Origin of the sequence: uncultured Maribacter sp., assembly GCF_963974015.1 — a bacterium.
Lineage (GTDB): Bacteria > Bacteroidota > Bacteroidia > Flavobacteriales > Flavobacteriaceae > Maribacter.
This window is the reverse complement of the sequence record NZ_CAXBBZ010000002.1, coordinates 140,943-163,272: the sequence shown is the minus strand read 5'-3', so window position 1 is coordinate 163,272 and position 22,330 is coordinate 140,943. Positions and strand designations below refer to the sequence as shown.

Below are 22,330 nucleotides of genomic sequence, written 5' to 3'. Positions count from 1 at the left end.
GTTTTTGTATTAAGATTGAATACGTTTACCAATCTATAGGAAAGTAATCTTTTAAGAATTTTCCACACCAGTGCTTTCCTGTATTGATACCGTCAAATAAGGGGTCCATCACTCTTGCCGCTCCATCAACAATATCTAATGGTGGTTGAAAATCGTGTACTTCTTGCTTCTTTTTAGCTAATTCAGCAGGGTCTTCATCGGTAACCCAACCGGTATCGACAGCATTCATGAAAATTCCGTCTTTGGCCAATTCACCTGAAGCGGTATGCGTCAACATATTAAGTGCCGCCTTTGCCATATTGGTATGTGGGTGACGTGATTCTTTAAAAAAACGGTGAAATTTACCTTCCATTGCCGTAACGTTAATAATATGCTTTTGACCAGTGTTCTCTTTTTTCATGAGCTCGGCCAAACGGTTGCATAAAACGAACGGAGCAACAGAATTAACCAATTGAACCTCAATCATTTCAGTGGTTTCTATTTCGCCTAGTTTTAATCGCCAGCTATTTGTTTTACGCAAATCAACTTGTTGTAAATCTGCATCTAATTCTCCCGTTGGAAAAACCTCTTGAGCCACCAAAGCATTATCAAAACTATACGGAATTTGAGATAATTTGGCTGATTCTCGCAAACCGATACCAGGCTCTGGTCCGTGCCAAGTAACCGGCATATTTTGATTCGGGGAAGCTTTAGTGCTAAACGATTTCAATTCATCAAGACAACTTTCATGATCACTTAAAACCATTTGAGCAAACTTGGGCAATGAAGAAAATTCGCGTTCTTCATTCTCCATTAAATGATGGTAAAAACCTGCTGGTCTACGAACGGTTTGTGCAGCATTATTAATTAGAATATCTAGCTTGACATACTGCTGCTCAATAAAATTGCAGAAAATTTCAACACTGGGTATATGACGTAAGTCAAGTCCGTGAATTTTTAGTCGATGACCCCATTCCATAAAATCCTCTTCTTTAGAAAAGCGGAGAGCAGAATCGACAGGAAAACGTGTGGTTGCAATAACCGTAGCACCACCACGTAAAAGCATTAAAGTAATATGGTAACCTATTTTTAATCTAGATCCAGTAATAACAGCGATTTGACCTTTGACATTGGCGTTCTGAAATCGTTTAGCATAATTGAAATCGCCACAGTCAGAACACATGGTGTCATAAAAATGATGAAGTTTAGTAAACTCGGTCTTACATACATAGCAATTACGTGGTGTAGTAAGTTCTGGTAAATCCTTACTTTCTAATTCTGCTGCAGGTAATAATTTTGGGGCTACAAAAACATGGGCTTCCCGAGCACTTCTAATACCCGTTTCTTTTCTTGCATGCTTATCTCGAACAGCCTGCTTACGTTTTTCATTTCGTTTAGCATCCTTTACCCTTTTAGCAAATTCTTGTTTGTTAGGGCGCGATAGCTGACCAGCTACTTTAATAAGGGCTATTCTTCTATCTTCTGGAATTTCGAAAATTTGGTTCGTATCGGTAACTAAACGATTTAAAATTTCAATACAATTTTCAATCTCTAATAAATCTATATCAGACCCGTTTTCGTGTTGCTTCTCCTTCATTTTTACCTATAAAAACGCTAAAATACTAACAATGACTAAAGTACGGTAATGCGCACTTTTTTCTTTTTTAATCTCGAATTATTCAATTGAGTCGATAATTCAATTGCCTTGGTTTTTGGTACGGCAACAAATGCACAATCTTGCTTTAACTCAATATCGCCCAATTGGTCTTGGTTCAGTCCGCCTTGTTTAAAGAAAAGTCCTGCAATATCCCCTTTTGATATTTTATCTTTTCGTCCTCCTGATATGAATAACGTTTCCCAATACAGTTCACCAATAACTTTCTTTTTGGCAATATCAATTCCTTTTGATCTAGGGATAAATTCAGGCAAAGATTCTTTCTCCCATTTTAAAACATAAGCGGTACCGGATGCATTTACTCGAGCAGTTCTACCATTACGATGTGTAAATTCTTCTGAGTGATGTGGTAGCTCAAAATGAATAATAAATTTTAATTCAGGTATATCTATACCCCTAGCTGCCAAATCGGTGGCCACTAATACTCTACTACTACCATTTCTGAATTTTATCAGAGCACGTTCACGGTCTTTTTGTTCCATGCCACCAGAAAAGCATACATGCTGTAAACGATGTTTATCTAAGTAAGTGCTAATTTGCTCAATACTATCTTTATAATTACAGAAGATAATCCCTGGTTCTTCTCCGATAAATTTTAGGAGCTGAACTAACATATTCAGTTTGTCCTTATCTGGCGATACAACTGTCTTTATTGTTAATTGTGACTGTGTAGCTGCCTTTAAATAATTAATTCTCCTAGGATTTTCCATCCCAACGAACTTAGGGATTTTAACACCTTCGGTTGCCGAGGTTAATATCCGTTTCTTAAGGTTAGTCAATTCACTAAGAATTTCAGTCATTTCCTCTTCAAAGCCAACTTCTAACGATTTGTCAAACTCATCAAGTATTAAAGTAGTAATACTGTCTTTTGTAAATCGGTCCGCAATAAAATGGTCTAAAATTCTACCAGGAGTACCTACCAAAATTGCAGGAGTGTGTTTTAGTTCAATCTTATCTTTTGACATCGGTCTACCACCATAAATGGCGTTTACCTTGAAACCAGACCCCATATTGCGAATAACCTGTTCAATTTGAATAGCCAATTCTCGCGAAGGCACTAAAATCAGTACTTGAACCTCAAAATTATTGTAATCTAATGCCTCTAAAACAGGAAGTAAAAAAGCCAACGTTTTTCCAGTACCGGTTGGTGATAATAGAATTGTGTTGGCTGTAGATGAAATCACAGTTATCGCCTCCTCTTGCATAGGATTCAACGCATCAATATTCAATTTCGATAAAATCTCTTCTTGATTTTTCATGCGATATCTGTGATTCTTTATTTTATATAAAATTCTAAGCCTCTTGAAGGTCTCTTTTTGATTTTCTATAAATATAATTTGGATAGATACTTCTTTTTGCAAATCTGTTCAACTTGTTAGAGTTGATCATCTTTTGAAAAATAGGTTTAGTAACTCCGAAATACTCATAAGTAGAACCATCTAAAAATGTAATTTCTAGTACAAGACCGTTGTGTTGGTAATCTGATATACCAGAATTATTTATAGTTTCTTGGTAAACATCATTGTTTGCCTCTAAAGTTTCAGGAGCTATACTTACTAAAAAATGGTAACCGTCAATGATACGACGACTCTGTATTTCAGCCTCTTCACGTTTTTCATCACCTTCTTGAAATTTATCTGGATGCCATTCTTTTACCAAATTCCTATAAGTAGATTTTAGAGTTTTAAGCTCAATTTCCTTTTCAACCCCAAAGAGTTTTTTGTATTCATTGATACGCTTCATAATACGACTTTTTTGCGGGTGCAAAATTACGTCTTTATTTTGACCTAGAAGCTTGAAAATGAGTAATAAAAAAACCCTTCACTATGGAAGGGCTTTTTCTTAAACTTGAAAGTATATATGTTTAGATAACTTTTACGTTCACTGCGTTTAATCCTTTGTTACCTTCTTTTAGTTCGAATTCAACTTCATCGCCTTCACGAATTTCGTCGATTAAACCTGAAATGTGCACAAAGTGGTCTTTTTCAACACCTTCTTCAGTGATAAAACCGAAACCTTTTGTGTCGTTGAAAAATTTTACTGTTCCTTTACTCATTGTAATGTAATTTAATTTATAATACTATTTAGTAAGCAAAGATGACGCCAAAACTTGACAAACAAAGTATTAAGTACATTTAAATACATTTTTTTGGCAAACATTTAAGAGTTTTTAGACTTTTAAACCTAAATAAAGAAAAATTCTACCTTTTTTGAGAAGCTAACCACTCCATAATTGTAACTACTCTGCCATTTAATAGTACAGGTTTTTGGTTAAAATCAAAATTAGCATCATTTGCATGTGAATATATCCAAGACCAATGACCTGGGAAATAATAATCCTTTCCACCATAAAAACCCGTTAAATCAACGACATGTTCATAATAAGAGAAATGTACATTAGGTGAACCTGCAGCAATCAACCTATTATATAAGGGCACAACAGTCTCATCTGGTACTGTAGTAGTATCATCTTCGGAATGTACGAACCATATAGGCACATTTTTAATTCGTTCTATTTCTTTATCGGTTATGTATTTATTTTGATATGCCAAGGCACTTATATAACCCGCTGCAAAATAATTGGGATGTTCAAGTATTAATTTGAGGCTCATATAGCCACCATTTGAACAACCACCTATATAAATTCTATCAGTATCTATTTTTGGGTGTTTTGCTACATAACTTTCAATCAAATTAAATAAAGCTTTGTTATAAATATCATCAGTATCTCCCCTAGTATAATTTCCAGATTCGCTTTGCATCCAAAAAGTAGGTGTTTGTGGTACCAAAACATAAGCTTTACCAAAATACGCTTGTATTTCATCAGTAGCATAATTTGTGGCCTTGTTTGCAATTAAGGCTATGCTCGGATCAGTGCCACCTTCACCACCACCATGTAACCAAATGATCAGTGGCGTTTTACTAGAAATACTCTCAGGCTCAAAAGAACCATAAGATAAAGTTGAACCATTACTTGTATGTGTTCCTTTTAGATCAAACCTATCTAACTCCGGATAAATTCTACCGGCTTCTGTATCCCAAACCTTGGATGTTGGTGTATGTGTTATATTCAAACTATAGTCAATCCATTGATTACTACCTCTACCCTCTTTAAAAATATATTTGATAGGTGAATCTAATGGATTGTTAGGATGTACTAATAAAACTAAAGTAGCATGATTACCTTCAGTGAGTCTATTGCCGGTTTCATCAGATACATAAGCAAACAAGACTTCCCTGTCCCCTTTTGATTCTGCCGGTTGCATTTCTACACCTTCTTTACTGCGCATAACTGAAACCGTAAAATCAGATGTATTCACCTCGGTCACTAAATCGGCCATTGGTATTACAACTTTTTTAACCGTAGGTCCCCAATCGTACCCTTCTATAATTAGAGTATAGTTTCCTTCTGTATAACTAGATTCTTGCGAAACTTTAGCAACAGCAGCATTTATTGGTAATTGTTGTAATGTTAGTAAGATTAATAGTAATGGTAGGATAGTTTTTTTCATGGTACTATAAATTTAAATTTACCATAGTAAGGTACTAGTTTTTACTATAAATTCAAGACTATTAAAATTCATATTCTAATTACAGTTGTTATATTTTAATTAAAATAGATTCAAAAAATCTTCTAAAGTGGTAACTTCAAAATAAAAACTATGTTCGGTCTATTTAAAAAGAAAACACAAAAGGAAAAGCTACAAGAACAATATGAAAAATTGCTAAGGGAATCTTATGAATTGTCTACTCAAAATCGTTCAAAAAGTGATGATAAGGCTGCGGAAGCAGATAAAATTTTGAAACAAATAGAAGCTATGGACAATTAAGTTACCTACATATGATATTTATATGTTGGATAAATTTTATTTAATAGTTTAGTACTACCAATAAAAGAGTATGTTCGAAATACCTATTTTAAAAAGTTTTATTCATAGATTTAAGGCTTTAACAGTTATAGGTATATTGCTGTTAGGCATAAATATATATGCTCAAAAGCCCGATTTTAATATATCAAAAGATTTATTATTGGTTCAATTTGACTGTAAAACCGATATTGATGATTTACATACAGCTGCTGGTCTAAGAACACTTTTGCATCATCCAGATTATAAAGATTTGAACTATTTTGCTATTGCAGGCACCTATGGTGTACAAGAAGGATTATATGTGCCCCCCAATGAATTAATGAAATTGGCTTTCGGTATAAATTGGGCAAATGCTCATAATAAAAGAGATAAGTCGATAAAACAAGTTGTTAATAAGGTTGAGAAAACGATAAAAAGAGGTGGTTCTGTATGGGTTGCTGAAGCAGGTCAATCTGATTTCACTGCAGATTGGGTACAAAAATTAGTTGAAACAAATCAGTACTTAAATGTAAAAGAAAAAATTCATGTGGTTCAGCATAGCGATTGGAATGAATCGGTTACTGAACCGATCAAGCTTAAATATGCCCAATCAATTACTGATTATCACAAAATAGCTGACGGTAATGCAGTTGGTAATGGTACACCTGGCTTAAAATCTGACGGAATTGTAAATTGGGAGAGCAAATTGAACGATAATCATTTAACACTGGTATGGAATACTGCTATACGATTAGGAAATCAGTATAACGGAAAAGAGGGTCGATATATAAATGAAAGTGTAGCCGAAGGTGGGTTAGATTTTTCAGATTTATCTGAAGTTTGCTACATACTGAATCTTATGACCATAAAAGACGCAGATGACTTTTTTACTTATTTTAAGGTTGATTAATAGATTTAATTTTCAAAAAAGCCTCCTGTAATTTTTGAGTTACGGGTCCTATTTTATTCTCTTTATAAAGAATGTGATTATCTATTTGTTGAATAGATGCTATTTGGGTACTGGTGCCTGTTAAAAATGCTTCATCTATCTCAGAAATATCATTAATGGAGACCGGTGTTTCTCGAATTTCTATATCGAGAGATTTACAAAGTTCAAAAACTACTTGTCTAGTTATGCCATTTAAAATTAGCTCATTGGCAGGATGAGTTAAAACAACCCTGTCTTTTACAAAGAACACATTACAATGAGAAGCTTCAGTAAAAAAGCCATCACGATGTAAAATGGTTTCAAGGCACTGGTGTTGCATAGCCTCTTCATTCAACATAACATTTCCTAAAAGTGACGTCATTTTAATATCGCAACGAGACCATCTGAAATCTTCCCTTGTTATAACTTTTGCATTGACAGTATTAATTTGGGGTAATACTTTAGGTACCGCATACATCATTACCGTAGGTACTATATCTATTGGGTACGAATGTTGCCTTGGTGCGACACCTCGCGTTATTTGAATATATAGAAGACAATCCTTACCAACTAATTCGGTAACGTTTAATAGTTTTTCTATTTCAATCGGTAAGCTACTTGACTCAAAAGCGATATTTATCTTATTTAACCCTTCTTGCAAGCGATTTAAGTGTGCTTGTTCATAGAAGAATTTCCCGTCAATTTGTACCATAACTTCATAGATACCATCACCAAAAATAAAACCACGGTCAAAAACCGATATTTTAGCATCTTCGTGAGGTACTATGTTGCCATTTAAATAAACCTTTTCCGGGTATTTCATACCTTATAAATACCTTTGAAGATTTTTTTTAAAATATTCAGCGCTATCGGTAATACTCTTCATTGAGCTTTCGGCAAAATTTCCACCCTGCTCAATATAATAGTATTGCAAATCTTCTTTCGCGATTGTAGATAATAAAGTCTTATAATCTATGGAACCATTACCCATTTCAGAATAATCTCGGGTAACTTTGTCCATGTCTTTAATATGCCACATAACAAAACGGCCAGGGTTATCAGCAATCAACTCACTCGGACTTTTTTTAGAAGAATGTTCAACCCAATACATATCCATTTGTAATTTCACCAAGCTGGGGTCAGTACCTGCTAGAATAATATCATAGCCTTGTTGCCCATTGTGATCAGTAAATTCAAAATCATGATTATGATACGCAAATTCTAGTCCGGCATTGGTCACCTGTCCCCCTATTTTGTTCAATTTATCGGTTAATATTTTGAAATTTTCAATATCACGAAATTCTGGTGCTAACCATGGCCATGTAATATAATTGCTATCGATATTATGAGACCCTTCAATACATTGATCAACATAGCGCTCAAGATTTTCCATAGGTTCATTAAATCGACTTGAAAAATCATAATGCCCGCTTGAAATGGTAAAATCTAAATCAATTAAGTTCTTTTTAAATTCCTTTGATTTAATTCCGTAGTACCTATCATTATCTCCATCATAACCATAAATTTCTCCATCTTCATACCCTAAGCTTCTGGCATATTTAATGCTCTCTATTGGATCTTTGGCCATTGCATCACGTATAGTGAATAACTGTAAACCCATTTTAAATCGAGAATCTAGAGGTAATACCGACAAGGGTAACATTGAACTTACAGAAAGCACACCGGTCTGTTTTAGAAACGTTCTACGCGTAGTTGAATTAAACATGATTCTTAGAGATTGAATTGATATTTATGAAGTATAAATATAAGGTTTGGAAACTGAACTAATGAATTTAGAAACCAAAAAAAGCAGCCCGAATGAGCTGCTTTTTGAGAATATTTTATTTTTATATTAATTACTTGTAAGTGCAGTATCATCAAATGAAACACGATAAATAGCATCACCATAATCATCAGAAATAAGCATTGAACCATCTTTCAACCATAATATATCAACTGGTCTGCCAGATGCTTCTTGTGTCGATTCATTTAACCAGCCATCAATAAATGGTACGTAATCGATAACTTCTCCATCCTTAATATCTGCCATCATAATTCTATAACCAACCTTTTTACTTCTGTTCCAAGAACCATGCTCGGCAATAAATGCTTTGTCTTTGTAATTAGGAGGAAACATATCACCGGTATAAAATTTTATAGCCAAAGGTGCTACGTGAGCTCCTAATTGTAAGGCGGGAGAAACAAAATCTGAACACGGATGCTCTTCGCCAAACTCTGGGTCTTTTACTATACCACCATGGCAGAAAGGATATCCAAAATGCTGCCTTGCTTCAGTAATATGGTTTAACTCGCAAGGTGGTATGTCATCACCCAGCATGTCGCGGCCATTATCTGTAAACCACATATCACCAGTTTCTGGGTGCCATGTAAAACCTACGGTGTTTCTAATACCTCTAGCATAAATTTCACGATTGCTTCCGTCCGGGTCCATTCTAGAAATTGTAGCGAAACGTTCGTCTTCATTTGTACGATTACAAATATTACAAGGCGCACCCACGGGTACATACAATTTATCATCAGGTCCGAATGCGATATATTTCCATCCATGGTGAAACTCCGTTGGAAAATCATCATAAATCAACTCCTTATTTAGCGTACCACCCAATTGCTCTTCTATATTAGGATACTTCCATAAACTACCCACTTGGGCAACATATAAATCCCCATTCCTCATAGCAATTCCGTTAGGCACTTCCATCGTATCTAATACTATCACATTATCAGCCTTAAAATCACCATCAGTATCTTGAATGGCATAAACCGTGTTTTCTGTTCGGGTGCCTACAAATAAGGTTCCATTATCTCCCATAGCCATTGATCGTGCACCATCTACTCCCCTAGCATAGACTTCAATTTTAAATCCTTCAGGAAGATCAAGCTCCAATAATGCTAAATCCGTACTATCCAACTGTACATCATCTGATACATTTTCAGCATCTTTATTCTTTTGATTTTCTTTACAGGATATTGTGGAAATGACCAAAGCGAATACCAGGGACAATTTTAGTAATGAAATTTTCATATTCAATAGATTTAGTTTTTCACGAAGATACACAAGAACGGGTAGTTTTAAAACTACTTAAAAAGAGTAATAATTACTAAAGGCCAAATCTAATGAATACAGTATTCGGTTTTTAATCATGAGATTTTTAATGATATTTATGCAATTTTATCCATTGCTTTACCGATGAGAGTATCTCCTTGAATGATTTCAAAAGTTTGATTTATTGCTGCATTATCATGAAGTGAACGCACCAAAGTCTGAGCTACATCATCTCGGGTAATAGCTCCTTGTTTGCCTAACTTAGACTTAAGTTCAATTTTTCCTGTTCCCGCATCGTTTGTTAATGATCCTGGGCGTACAATAGCATAAGTCAACTCTGATGATTTTAAATACTCATCTGCATTATGTTTCGCCTCTAAATATTCCTGTAAATCTTTTGAGCTTTTAGGATTGTCAGCGCCCATTGAACTTAGCATTACAAATTTCTTGATATTTGCTTTTTTAGAAGCCTTCATTAAATTTTTAGCGCCCTCTTGATCTACAGCTATAACTTTTTTACCACCTGAACCAGCTGCGAAAATCACCTTATCTATATTCTCAACAGTATGGGACAAATCTTTTTCAAGGTCACCTAAAACTGTACTTATATTCTCTTTTTTAAACTGCTCTTTTTGCTCCTCTATACGAACCATTGCTATTGGGTTAAAGTACTGTGAAGCCTTTAAAAGATTTACTATTTTTTTTCCTGTGGTGCCATTCGCACCTACTACCAATACATTTTCCATAGTCATCATATTTTTTTAAAGATCATGATAAAGTGGGTATCTACTTAGTTCGTATCCTATAATAATTAACGCGAAACCACAATTATTATAACCATACTTATTGGCTATCATATTGCTATTATCAAACGAGATACAAACGATTATAAAACTGAAAAGCTGCCTGAGTAGGCAGCTTTTCCATTATAAATACTCTTCATTAAAATTTACAAAAGACTAGCATTCAATACGATTTCCGCATTCAGTAATTTTGAAACTGGACAAACTTCCTTTGCTTTTTGAGCAATTTTATTGAATTCATCAGCCTTAATGTTTGGCACATCTCCTTTTAAATCTAGAGTCACTTTTACGATTTCTCCATCCTTAAATTCAACCTTTGCATCTACATCTAAAGTCGTTGGCGTAAAACCTGCTTCGCCAAGTAAAAAACTAAGTTGCATTGAAAAACAACCGGCATGTGCTGCACCGATTAACTCCTCTGGGTTTGTACCTTTTCCATCTTCAAACCTTGTATTAAAAGAATATTGAGCATTTTGTAAAACGGTACTCTCGGTTGACATTGTTCCTTTACCATCTTTTCCACTTCCCTTCCATTGTGCTTTCGCGCTTCTTGTAAAATTCATATGTTTTCTTTTTTAATTAATAGTTATTTAATTACGTTTCTATTTTTTAGGCATGTTTAGCTTTCTATTTGTAAGTCGGATAATCTATATATCCTTCTTTACCAGGTGTATAAAACGTATCATTATCCCACTCTGCTAATTCATAATTATGTTCAAATCGCTCTACTAAATCAGGGTTTGAGATAAACAATTTGCCGAATGCTACTAAATCGGCATCACCTTCTTCAATAACTTTATTACCGGATTTTTGGTCAAATCCGCCATTTATCATCAATGTACCATTATATAATGGTCTAAAGTGTTTTGCAATATGTTGCACAGCAAAAGAGATTTCAGATACATCAGTAAAAGGTTCGGATAAATGAACGTAAGCTAAGTTGTAGTCATTCAATTTTTTAATGATGTATTCAAATGTAGGTATTGTATCCTTATCCATAGTAATTCCAAAAAGGCCATGTAATGAGGGGTTAAATCGTACTCCTATTTTTTCTTGAGGCATAACTTCTTTCATGGCATCTAAAACTTCAAAAAAGAAGCGAGTTCTATTTTCTATACTACCGCCATATTCATCTGTTCTTGTGTTTGATGTACCATTGAAAAATTGATGAAACAAATATCCATTTGATGAATGTATTTCAACACCATCGAAGCCGGCCTCAACCGCATTTTTTGCTGCATTTACAAAATCTTCAATCGTTTGTTCAATATCCTCCTTTGTCATTGCTTTCGGAGTCACGGTGTCTTTAAACCCCTCTGGAGTATATGATTGTGCATTGGGGTTAATGGCCGAGGGTGCTAAGGGTAATTCCCCATTATGAAAATCAGGATGAGACATTCGCCCTACGTGCCATAATTGGATAAAAATCTTCCCACCTTCATTATGTACAGCTTCAGTGACTTTTTTCCAACCTTCAACTTGAGCCTTTGAATAAATACCTGGTGTATTTACATAACCAACCGCATCTTTAGATACTTGCGAACCTTCTGTAATTATTAATCCTGCTGAAGCTCTCTGCTTATAGTATTCAACGTGCAATTCTTCAATAGGTTTATTCTCAGCATTCGCAGCACGACTTCGAGTCATCGGAGCCATAACGATACGGTTTTTTAATTGTAAATTTTTATGAAATGAAGTCAATAATGATTGCTTGCCCATTTATAGTAGAAATAAATTATTTTAATTTTCATTACAAAGTTCATACAATTAATGCTCAATAATTAACTCATCTAGTTAAAACATTGTTATAAATGCAAAAGGGAGTTATATAATAATACACTTATTATGTATCAAAACTGGAAATTAAGTTAATTTTTAAAATATCTAAAACCTTCAGCAGTTTTTACCGTAAGTACCGCCAAAGACATTCTATATTTTAAAATATTAATTATGAACTATAACTGTAAGTGGGCACTTAAGCTGTTAACAGGGTTTACATTTTTTTTCTGTATTAAAACGATCAATGCTCAAAACCTAAAGGGAATTATAACTGATGAAAGACTGGTTCCATTAGAAAACGTTGGTATTTTTAATCAAACTTCTGGGCAACATAGTCACACTAATTTATCAGGAGCTTTTTCATTACCTGCTACCAAAGTACATGATTCAGTATACTTTTCCAATTTGGGTTTTAAAACTTTTGTTTTAGTTGTTGAAGAAAAGCACTTCACAAATGGAATTAAAATTTCATTACAAGAATCTAGTATAAATTTGGACCAAGTTGTTGTAGTATCTAAAGTGGATGCTATGAGTAGGATTGTTAATGTTGATGTACAAAAAGACCCCGTCAAATCATCACAAGAAATTCTACGTAAAGTTCCCGGATTAATGATAGGTCAGCATGCTGGTGGCGGTAAAGCAGAACAAATATTTTTACGAGGTTTTGATATTGACCATGGTACAGATGTAGCTATAAGTGTTGACGGTATGCCAGTAAATATGGTTTCACATGCACATGGACAAGGTTATGCGGATTTACATTTTGTTATTCCAGAAACTATAGAGAATATAAATTTTGGTAAAGGTCCGTATTACGCCGATAAGGGAGATTTTAATACCGCAGGGTATGTTGATTTAAATCTTAAAAAGAAAGTTGACAAAAACATGATTTCATATGAAACAGGCCAGTTTAACACCAATAGGTTTGTTGGTTTATTCAATGTTTTGGAAACTGGAAAAAGTGATGCCTATATAGCGTCTGAAGTATACCTTACGGACGGACCTTTTCAATCTTCCCAGAATTTTAATCGTATCAACCTTTTAGGACGATATCATTATAAAGACATAGGTATAGAGGAATTAACTATTACAGCTTCACATTTTCAAAGTAAATGGGATGCATCTGGTCAAATTCCACAGCGCGCGGTAAGCCAAAATATAATAGGTCGTTTTGGAGCTATTGACGATACTGAAGGTGGCGAAACAAGCAGAACTAATCTTATGGTTGACCATATCTCATTTTTAGGTGAAGATCAGTTCATAAAAACAAGGGCATTTCTCAGTACATATGATTTTGAGCTATTCTCGAACTTTACATTCTTTTTGGATGACCCCGAAAATGGAGATCAAATTCGACAGTACGAAAACAGAACGGTTTTTGGTGCGGAAACTGTTTTTGAACAAATTGATATAAATGTAGGAACAGATGACCACTTAAAATATTCAGGCGGTGTTGGGTTTAGAAATGACAATAGCAATGATGTTTCGCTTGCACATACATTGAACAGAAAAACAATACTAGAACAATACGCCCTTGGAGATATAGATGAAACCAATATTTTCAGCTTTATTAATGCGGAATATAAAACAGGAAATTGGACATTTAATCCTTCTATTCGATTAGACTATTTTAAGTTTGATTATGAAAATAAATTATCTGCGAATTACGATCGTAAGAGTGAAAGCAAGTCAATAATAAGTCCCAAATTAAATACATTATTCACTGTAAACAGAAACTGGCAATTGTTTCTAAAAACAGGTATCGGCTTTCATTCTAATGATGCAAGGGTGGTAACGGCAAATGAAGGTCAAGATATTTTGCCAAAAGCTTATGGCATTGATTTCGGCACCATAATAAAACCAATGGATAAGATGGTATTAAACGCTACCCTTTGGAGTTTATTTTTAGACCAAGAATTTGTATACGTAGGCGATGCTGGTATTGTAGAACCAAGTGGTAAAACTAGAAGATTAGGTCTTGAACTAGGTGTTCGATATCAGGTTTGGGATTGGTTATATCTTAATACTGATGTCAATTATACCTACGGTAGAAGTATTGAAGAACTTGATGGTCAAGATTACATTCCGTTAGCTCCAGATTTTACGGCTGTAGGTGGTCTAGCATTTACAGATATAGGTGATTTTTCAGGAGGTTTAAATTGTAGATACCTTGGTGATAGGGCCGCAAATGAAGATTATAGCATTACCGCAGAGGGATATTTTGTAACTGATTTTAACATTAACTATAAGTATGAAAATTGGACTCTAGGAGTAATTATTGAAAACCTTTTTGACTCTCAATGGAATGAAACCCAATTTGCGACTGAAAGTAGATTGTTCAATGAGACAGCTTCAGTAGAAGAAATTCATTTTACACCTGGTACTCCTTTCTTTCTAAAAGGAAAAATCTCTGTACAGTTTTAGAGAATTGTAATATTTCAATAGCCGCTGAAAGGGTACGAAATTATTCTTTTGATTAAAGTTTAGACAATGATTGGTAACAATTTATTTTTTAAGTAAGTTGTGCTACCAATAAAGAACAATGAAGTCTTCTGTCCTGTTTTATATTTTTACTTTTCTATTAATAGTAAAAGCAAATTCTCAAAAAAAAAATCAAGATTATAAATTACATATTCACAAAGCCACCAGTTCAATTATAATAGACGGTATTGGTGATGACGAGGCTTGGAGCATGGCCGAAGAAGCGAATGATTTCTTTATGGTACTTCCTATGGATGACCGTAAAGCTACTGAGCCTACGACCATAAAAATGACCTATGATGATACTAATTTATACCTATTAGCTACCTTTTACAATGCAACTAAAGCCAACTATTTTGTGGAGTCTCTACGACGCGATTTTTCATTTGGCAAAAATGACAACTTCCTACTTTTTCTAGACCCTTTTAATAATCAAACAACAGGCTTTTCATTTGGTTCGAATGCATACGGTGCACAATGGGACGGTACTATGTATGATGGTTCAAAAATAGACTTGAATTGGGATAGTAAATGGATATCTAAAGTTACCCGTGATGACAAAAAATGGATTTTTGAAATGGCAGTACCTTTTAAATCAATTAGATATGAAGAGGGAGTAAAAGAATGGGGTATAAATTTCAGCCGTTTAGATTTAAAATCGAGTGAAAAATCTAGTTGGACACCTATTCCTCGTCAATTTCCAACTGCTTCCCTTGCTTATTCAGGTACTTTGGTATGGGACGCTCCACCACCAGCTCCAGGAACAAATTTCTCCATTATTCCTTATGTACTAGGCGATGTAAAACAAAATCAGGAAGTAGATGGAGATGTCAAAACTAACGGAAAAATTGGAGGGGATGTAAAGTTTAGCCTAACCTCTTCTTTAAATCTTGATTTAACCGTAAATCCCGATTTTTCACAAGTTGAAGTCGACCGCCAGGTAACCAATCTAGATCGTTTCGAATTGTTTTTTCCAGAACGTAGACAATTCTTTTTAGAAAACGGTGATTTGTTTGCCAATTTTGGATATGAGACCATAAGACCTTTCTTCTCACGTAGAATTGGGCTGAACGTACCTATTCAAGCAGGTGCCCGAATAAGTGGCAACCTTAATGATAAATGGCGTTTGGGCGTAATGGATATGCAAACAGCACCAATTGAAGAATCTGGGCAACCAAGTCAAAACTTTGCGGTAATGTCTTTGCAAAGGAAAATATTTGGCCGTAGTAGCATAGGTATGATGTTCGTGAACAAACAATCTATAAACTACCCACAAGAAAATGATTCTCTAACTGATATCTATTCTAAATACAATAGAAACCTTGGTGTAGAATACAATCTAGCCTCTGCCAATAATGCATGGAATGGTAAGGCGTTTTTTCTAAAATCTTTTGCCCCTACGGATGAGGATAGCGGTTTTACACAAGGTGCTCATTTAGCGTATACTAGTCGAAAATGGAATTTACGTTTACAACAAGAATGGGTAAGTAATGATTATTCTGCTGAAGTGGGTTTCGTAAGGAGAAGAGGCTATAAAAATTTGTCTGGAAAAGCAGGGCATTTATTTTTTCCGAAAGCGGGACCTATACTTAGCCACGGACCAGAATTAAACGGATTCTATTACTTCAATGAACAATTAAAAGAGACGGATCATACGGCCTATATGGCCTATAAATTTGATTTTAGAAAACGAAGCAGTTTGCTGTTTTTTTTATCGGATGATTATGTAGAATTACTTTCTCCATTCGACCCTAGTGGACTTGGAATTTCAAATTTAGCAGCTGGGAGTAAACACAATTGGAATGCGTTGGGTTGGGAATATCTTTCCAAGCCTCAAAGTTTAATAACCTACGCCCTAGAAGGTCGGTTAGGAGGTTATTATCAAGATGGTAGTAGAACTAGTTTAACCGGTGAAGTCGGTTATAGATTTCAACCTTATGTTAGTCTAAAAGCTAATCTTAACTACAATCATATTAATTTACCTGCACCATGGTATACCAATGAATTTTGGTTGATAGGTGCCGAGGCAGATATCACGTTGACCAATAAACTCTTTTTTGCCAACTTGCTGCAGTATAATGAACAAAGCAATAATTTTAATATCAATTCGCGGTTTCAATGGCGCTACAGTCCCGCTTCTGATTTGTTTATTGTCTATACCAACAATTATTTCATAGAACCCTACCAAAGTCGTAACTGGGGACTAACATTAAAATTCACCTATTGGTTGAATAATTGATATGCTAAGATTTTTCTATGGTATGAATTACACCAATAGCGGCCATTTCACCAGAAATCATTGCAGCATTCAAAGAACCATTTAGTAAATAATCGCCTGCTAAAAATATACGCTCTGTAAGTCTCGTTTCAGAAGGCATTAATGAATACCGAAGATTATTCAATTTTGGTAAAGCCATTTTAATAGGATAATGTTTTAAGTAGCGTTCAGTAGTAATACCGCAGAATGTTTTTAAATCCTCTTTTACTTTCTGTATGAGTTCGTACTCACTTAACTCATGTTCTTTTACCACAGTAACGGATAGAATTTCTTCAGACCCTCTACGTTCGGTATCAATAGACGTATGATAAAAGATATTATTGATTAGTGCTTCCTTATCTGAAATTAAACCGATTAAGGATTTTTCGATTTTCCTTGTTTTACAAGTGAAGTATAAGGTATCAGATGAATACCAGTCTAATTGCTGTTTTCGTAAGTTAGGTACTAATGGAGAAGCATCTGTGGCAATAATTACATAGTCTGGATGTACCTCCTTCTTATCAGTAAATCTAATTCCATTATCCGTTACACTTTCAACAGCAGTATTAAATTTTATTATAGTTCGTTTAAGTTGCTGTTCCAGTTGTTTCGGAATCGCCTCAATACCTGCTTTAGGTACTACTGCATTTCCTGTTCCGAACATTTTATAGACAAATTGAAACATTCTAGAAGAGGTTTCTAAGTTATGTTCTAAAAATATACCTGAAAAAAAAGGTCTAAAAAACTGTTCAATTATTTCATTAGAGAACCCTTTTGATTTTAAGAAATCAAGTGTTGTTGTTTCATCTTCGTTAAAAATGTCTTCAAGCGATTTTTTCTTTAAAGTTGAATTTAATTTGAAAATTTTCAACTTATCTGAAAAATCCCCGATAGTTGATAAAAGTGTGGGTAGTAAAAGTTGCAGGCTTCGCAACGGATCACCGAGAACGGTGCTTTTACCCTGATTAAAAATTTGTGCTCCTGGTAAAAATTGCTGAAGTTCTAAGTCCGTATAATCAAGATATTCTTGCGCCTTAGGGTAGGCCTCTAACAATACTTGAAATCCGCGGTCTAATTGATAACCATCAACAATATCTGTTTTTACTCGGCCTCCAGCCCTATCGCTTTTTTCGTAAATAATAGGTGAAAATCCATCTTTCTCAAGCCTTAAAGCAGCAATAAGTCCGCTTATTCCTGCTCCTATAATTGCAATTTTGGTATTTTTCTTTTCCATTAGCATAAAAATAGGAAAAGTAGATGGCTTATTCAGCTATGTCATTTTAAGAATCTATTCCGGAGAATTTACAATCACTTCGGATACTGAAAAATTACCTGTACCATCTTTAGAAATAATGTTTATCGTATAATTGGTATTATTAGTATATCCAATTCCGGATATGGATGTATTTACAACGTCTATTTCTTCTAAAATGACAGTTTCATTTTCGGTTATAATTACGTCATAGGTTAGACTATCACCATCTTCATCAGTTGCTGTCCAATTAACAGTTAGCAACTGTGCTACAGGTTCAAATTCAGTTAAAATTTCAGCTGAGTATGGGGCATAATTACCTTCTGAAAGACCGGGTGTAGTAAATGAATAGGTATCGCTTACCGTACTCCCAGATTCATTCTTAGAAGTCACGGTCCATGTATACGTTTTTCCTCTATCTAAGTTAACGGCAGCTTCTTGACCACCTACAGTAGTTGTCGCAGCTTGCTCGTTGCCTAACAAAACCTTCAGTTCATAATTAACTGTATTCTGAGCAGCATTCCATTTAAATAAGATAGAGACTTTAGTATCATCATTTGGTATTGGTTCAAATTCTGAGCAAGGTTCACCATTAGCAGGTAAAGTACCTGTTGCTTTAGTAGGAACCGGTTTGTCTACCTGTTTTTCTGTATCTGTGGGAGTACTTTTATCGCAGGAATTTAAGCATACAAAAACCAATGCAAGACCAGTAAAATATTTTAATGTTTTATATATCATTGTTTAATAATCTTAAAAGTTTTTGAAAGTTCTTTTGATTGAATTACTGTAGGATAAATTCCAGATTCTAATACTTGAAAGTCTATTGAATTTGAGCCTAGTTCTGAAAGTTCTTTAATTAATACAAGTCTACCTGATAAATCGTAGACCAATACTGTGCTTGATTCTTCAAAACCTTCTACAAATACTTCACCAGTAGTAATTGTGGGATACATAATTATTCTATCTGAAAAAGCAAATGAATCGGTAACCTTCCCTTGGCAATCACTTTCTCCGCTTATAGAAATAGCATTGAATTCTGCTAAATCTGTTAATTGTATTTCATTTTTTCCATTAGATGTAAAGTTGTAGTTTTTCAATTCCCCGTTTACATCAACAGTATACGTATAGCTTCCTTCTACATTGTAGGATGCCGTTTTAGTTGTGGTATTCAAACTTTCTCGCTTTCCTGAGATTGAGCCAACTTCGTTGATTTGGATGCCGTAGGTTTGAGAATACGAAATATCTGGAATGGAAACCGTAACTGTATAAAGACCCGTAGAAAGATTCGATACTTCTAGATTTTCATTTAACGAAATTCCATTAAAATCTGATGAAGCCGGACCTTCAATGGATACGTTAAAATAATAATCGCTTAGAGCACTCGAAATTGAGATGCTACCATTTGCTTCTCCCGGGCATGTTGGTGTAGCGCCATAAACCAAAATTGCATCTGCGGCAATTATTTCGCAACCATTGTCGTTCACTGTTACATTTGGTTTTGTCTCTAAACAAGTATCTAAATAGTCCAATACACCATCTAAATCATTGTCTTCGTTACAAAGTGGGGCTTTGCCACCATCGGTGATTGTCCAACCATATGTAGCTATAAGGTATTGACGCGCCTGTTCGGATTCACAATATTGGATAGTCTCAGCATTAAAGATTACATTACTTTGTAGAGAAGTTAAATTACTCCAACCTATTAGAGTTTTGTCGTAATTTTTTAAAGAAATCCCCGATTCATATAACATATTTACCATAGCTTCTACTTTAGAAATGTTCCAATCACCAATATTCTGGTCAAAAGATTCTGCTTTAAAAAACATTGCCCCCATATCTTGGACATTTGAGACGTCCCATTCAGATAGGTTTTGATTAAAGTCAGGTGTAAATGCAAACATGGTTAACATATTGTCAACATTTGAAACATCCCAAGAACCAATGTCTTGATTAAAATTTGAGGCCTGATAAAACATTTGAAGCATATTGGTGACATTTGAAACATTCCATGAACCAATATCTTGATTAAAAACTGATGTCTCGAACATACTGGACATATTGTTAACTTTACTTACATCCCAATTGATCAAAGGCTGGTTAAAGCTAAAAGTAGTGGAAAACATTCCGCTCATGTCAATTACGTTTGAGGTATTCCAATTATCCAAGGGTTGGTTAAATTCTTTGGTTCTTGCGAACATACCTGACATACTTTGAACATTTTCTGTATTCCATGAGTTAATAGATTGATTAAAATGTTCTGTATCAGCAAACAAAGCTGTCATATTAGTAACATTTTGAGTATCCCATCTATTTAATGGCTGGTTAAACAGCTTAGCATTATAAAACATAGTTCCAATATTTGTTACATTAGATATGTCCCATTGATTAATAGATTCGTTAAATTCAAGATTTATACAATCTACAAACATTGCTGCCATTGAACTTACATGACTTAAATCAGGAATATCTTGAGCACTAACATCAAGATTTGAACAACCAGTAAATGCTGTTACCATTGATGACCAATTTATTGAACCCCATTGCTCTATTGAAATGATTTTATCACTGTCATTATTTGTTTGATCGGCAAAATAATCATGGAAGTATATTCTAGGAAACTCACCCGAAATAGAAACTTGGTAAGTTCCAGAAGTTGAATACGTATGAGTAGCATCACCTGTAAAATTAGATTCTGTGATTCCATCACCCCAATCAACCGTATAGTCATAAATTTCCCCAGGGAACGTTGGTATAGTTATTTGATTATCTTCAGAAATGCCAGGGTTATCAGTTTTCCAAGTGGTGATAAATGGGCAGTTGGCCCTTCCTCCATCTGAAATTTCCCAACCATATTCGTTTATCAATTTTAACTTCGCAGATTCTCCAAAACAGTAAGTACTAACACCAGCGTCAAAAAGCACATTGTCTTGTATAAAGGGTAAATTTGCCCAACCAATTAAAGTTTCATCATAGTTTTCTTGTGAAATACCGGCATCATTAAACATATTAGCTAAAGTATTTACTTGACTAATATTCCAATTACCCAAATTTTGAGAAAAGCCAGTAGCTCGTTCAAACATAGATGACATATCAGTAACGTTCGACACATTCCAATTACCAATACTTTGATTGAACAAATCAGCCCCAAAAAACATTGCTCGTAAATTTGTGACGTTACTTATATCCCACTCTCCAATAGGCTGATTAAAACTATCAGCCTCAAAGAGCATTCCGTTCATATTATTAACACTACTTGTATCCCAAGAAGCTAAACTTTTATTAAATGCACTGCACCCCGCGAACATTCCTTGCATATTAGTGACATTACTTACATTCCAACTATTCAATTCTTGATTAAAAATTGAGCTTCCTGAAAACATTTCTTTCATATTAATGACATTCGAAACGTTCCAGTTTTCAAGAGGTAAGTTAAAATTTACCGTATTCCAGAACATCGATTCCATATTTACGACGTTTAAAACATTCCAATTACCGATGGGTTGATTGAAAAGCGTAGCGCTCGAAAAAGTTCTAAACATATTTTCAACGTTTCCGACATCCCAACTACCAATGTTCTGATTAAAACTGCTTGCTCCTTCGAACATTGCTTGCATATTATTAACCTGACTTACATTCCAATTCCCTATATTTTGATTGAATAAATAATTATATTGAAACATATTGGCCATATAGATCACAGAAGAAACATCCCAATCACTAATGTTAGCATTGAAATTATTGGCACCTGAAAACATCGCTGACGTATTAGTAACAGAACTAACATCCCAGTCATTAAAAGATGCTGTTCCAATAAGTGAAGAACATTTGTAAAACATTAGTTCCAAAGAAGAAACTTTAGATAGATTAGGCGTGTCTAATGCTAAAACATCTAAATTGTTACAACCTGAAAAAGCAGCTCCAAAGGAAACCCATTCTATACTTCCCCATTGGTCTACAGAAATAATTTTTTGTTTATCACCGTTATCATTAAAAACTATTCCTGGAAACTCTCCTGAAATTGATACTTGATAAATTCCGGGTATGTCATAAGTATGGATTGCATCTCCGCTAACATTTTGTTCTATCGTACCATCACCCCAATCAATTGTATAGTCATAAGTTTCCCCAGGGAATGTTGGTATTCTAATCTGATTATCCTCAGAAACCCCAGGATTATCAGTCTTCCACGTAGTTATAAATTCAGATTGAGCGTATGAAAATGAAAGGAATAAACAGAAAATACTGGTAAGTAGGTATCTCATTA

The 22,330-nt window shown here is 34.6% G+C and carries 18 protein-coding genes; 4 read left to right on the top strand and 14 right to left on the bottom strand.

Translation table 11 applies throughout. The features are described from left to right. Window positions 1-25: 25 nt before the first annotated feature. From AACZ41_RS05175 to AACZ41_RS05155, 5 genes are all read right to left on the bottom strand, one after another. Window positions 26-1,576 (bottom strand): SDR family oxidoreductase, encoded by a 1,551-nt coding sequence (locus AACZ41_RS05175; RefSeq protein WP_339627287.1) that lies wholly within the window; start codon window positions 1,574-1,576, stop codon window positions 26-28. A 35-nt stretch (window positions 1,577-1,611) separates the two neighbouring features. After that, entirely contained in the window at window positions 1,612-2,913 is a 1,302-nt protein-coding gene (locus AACZ41_RS05170) for a DEAD/DEAH box helicase (protein ID WP_339627285.1), read from the bottom strand. Window positions 2,914-2,947: 34 nt separating this feature from the next. Then, entirely contained in the window at window positions 2,948-3,397 is a 450-nt protein-coding gene (locus AACZ41_RS05165) for a KTSC domain-containing protein (protein ID WP_339627284.1), read from the bottom strand. 121 nt (window positions 3,398-3,518) lie between these two features. After that, window positions 3,519-3,710, bottom strand: coding sequence for a cold-shock protein (locus tag AACZ41_RS05160; protein ID WP_027067037.1), 192 nt, complete (start codon window positions 3,708-3,710; stop codon window positions 3,519-3,521). A gap of 145 nt (window positions 3,711-3,855) precedes the next feature. Further along, window positions 3,856-5,166: a prolyl oligopeptidase family serine peptidase gene (locus tag AACZ41_RS05155; RefSeq protein WP_339627281.1), complete on the bottom strand. Its 1,311-nt coding sequence runs from the start codon at window positions 5,164-5,166 to the stop codon at window positions 3,856-3,858. 150 nt (window positions 5,167-5,316) lie between these two features. On the opposite strand from AACZ41_RS05155, the gene AACZ41_RS05150 reads away from it, so the two are divergent. Both AACZ41_RS05150 and AACZ41_RS05145 read left to right on the top strand, forming a co-directional pair. Then, a complete protein-coding gene (locus tag AACZ41_RS05150; RefSeq protein ID WP_339627280.1) occupies window positions 5,317-5,484 on the top strand; it encodes a Lacal_2735 family protein in 168 nt (55 codons plus the stop codon). Window positions 5,485-5,554: 70 nt separating this feature from the next. Further along, a complete protein-coding gene (locus tag AACZ41_RS05145; RefSeq protein WP_339627279.1) occupies window positions 5,555-6,412 on the top strand; it encodes a hypothetical protein in 858 nt (285 codons plus the stop codon). Here AACZ41_RS05145 and AACZ41_RS05140 read toward each other — a convergent pair. The 6 genes from AACZ41_RS05140 to AACZ41_RS05115 all read right to left on the bottom strand — a co-directional run bounded on the left by AACZ41_RS05140 (window position 6,399) and on the right by AACZ41_RS05115 (window position 12,016). Then, on the bottom strand, window positions 6,399-7,253 hold the full coding sequence (locus AACZ41_RS05140; RefSeq protein WP_339627278.1) for an aminotransferase class IV: 855 nt from the start codon (window positions 7,251-7,253) through the stop codon (window positions 6,399-6,401). The two genes, AACZ41_RS05145 and AACZ41_RS05140, sit on opposite strands and share 14 nt — an antisense overlap. A 3-nt stretch (window positions 7,254-7,256) precedes the next feature. Then, window positions 7,257-8,156 (bottom strand): sugar phosphate isomerase/epimerase, encoded by a 900-nt coding sequence (locus AACZ41_RS05135; protein WP_339627277.1) that lies wholly within the window; start codon window positions 8,154-8,156, stop codon window positions 7,257-7,259. 126 nt (window positions 8,157-8,282) lie between these two features. Next, window positions 8,283-9,473, bottom strand: coding sequence for a PQQ-dependent sugar dehydrogenase (locus AACZ41_RS05130; RefSeq protein ID WP_339627276.1), 1,191 nt, complete (start codon window positions 9,471-9,473; stop codon window positions 8,283-8,285). 137 nt (window positions 9,474-9,610) lie between these two features. After that, complete coding sequence (locus AACZ41_RS05125) at window positions 9,611-10,240, bottom strand: SDR family oxidoreductase (protein WP_339627275.1); 630 nt, start codon at window positions 10,238-10,240, stop codon at window positions 9,611-9,613. A gap of 203 nt (window positions 10,241-10,443) precedes the next feature. Continuing rightward, window positions 10,444-10,860, bottom strand: a complete 417-nt coding sequence (locus AACZ41_RS05120; protein ID WP_339627274.1) for an OsmC family protein — start codon at window positions 10,858-10,860, stop codon at window positions 10,444-10,446. Between the two features lie 64 nt (window positions 10,861-10,924). Next, window positions 10,925-12,016 carry an alkene reductase gene (locus AACZ41_RS05115; protein WP_339627273.1) on the bottom strand — a complete coding sequence of 364 codons (1,092 nt, stop codon included), beginning with the start codon at window positions 12,014-12,016 and terminating at the stop codon, window positions 10,925-10,927. A gap of 231 nt (window positions 12,017-12,247) precedes the next feature. Here AACZ41_RS05115 and AACZ41_RS05110 point away from each other — a divergent pair, with 231 nt between their 5' ends. Together AACZ41_RS05110 and AACZ41_RS05105 are read left to right on the top strand one after the other, a co-directional pair. Then, the gene (locus tag AACZ41_RS05110) at window positions 12,248-14,500 is read left to right on the top strand and encodes a TonB-dependent receptor plug domain-containing protein (protein WP_339627272.1); all 2,253 of its coding nucleotides are present in this window, start codon (window positions 12,248-12,250) and stop codon (window positions 14,498-14,500) included. A gap of 118 nt (window positions 14,501-14,618) precedes the next feature. Further along, complete coding sequence (locus AACZ41_RS05105) at window positions 14,619-16,796, top strand: DUF5916 domain-containing protein (RefSeq protein ID WP_339627271.1); 2,178 nt, start codon at window positions 14,619-14,621, stop codon at window positions 16,794-16,796. Window positions 16,797-16,800: 4 nt separating this feature from the next. On the opposite strand, the gene AACZ41_RS05100 is transcribed toward AACZ41_RS05105, so the two are convergent. The 3 genes from AACZ41_RS05100 to AACZ41_RS05090 are packed head-to-tail and all read right to left on the bottom strand — an operon-like array spanning window position 16,801 to window position 22,328. Further along, complete coding sequence (locus tag AACZ41_RS05100; RefSeq protein WP_339627270.1) at window positions 16,801-18,048, bottom strand: NAD(P)/FAD-dependent oxidoreductase; 1,248 nt, start codon at window positions 18,046-18,048, stop codon at window positions 16,801-16,803. Window positions 18,049-18,102: 54 nt separating this feature from the next. Then, complete coding sequence (locus tag AACZ41_RS05095) at window positions 18,103-18,804, bottom strand: hypothetical protein (RefSeq protein WP_339627269.1); 702 nt, start codon at window positions 18,802-18,804, stop codon at window positions 18,103-18,105. Continuing rightward, window positions 18,801-22,328 (bottom strand): BspA family leucine-rich repeat surface protein, encoded by a 3,528-nt coding sequence (locus AACZ41_RS05090; RefSeq protein WP_339627268.1) that lies wholly within the window; start codon window positions 22,326-22,328, stop codon window positions 18,801-18,803. The genes AACZ41_RS05095 and AACZ41_RS05090 overlap by 4 nt, the downstream gene beginning before the upstream one ends. Between the last annotated feature and the right edge of the window lie 2 nt (window positions 22,329-22,330).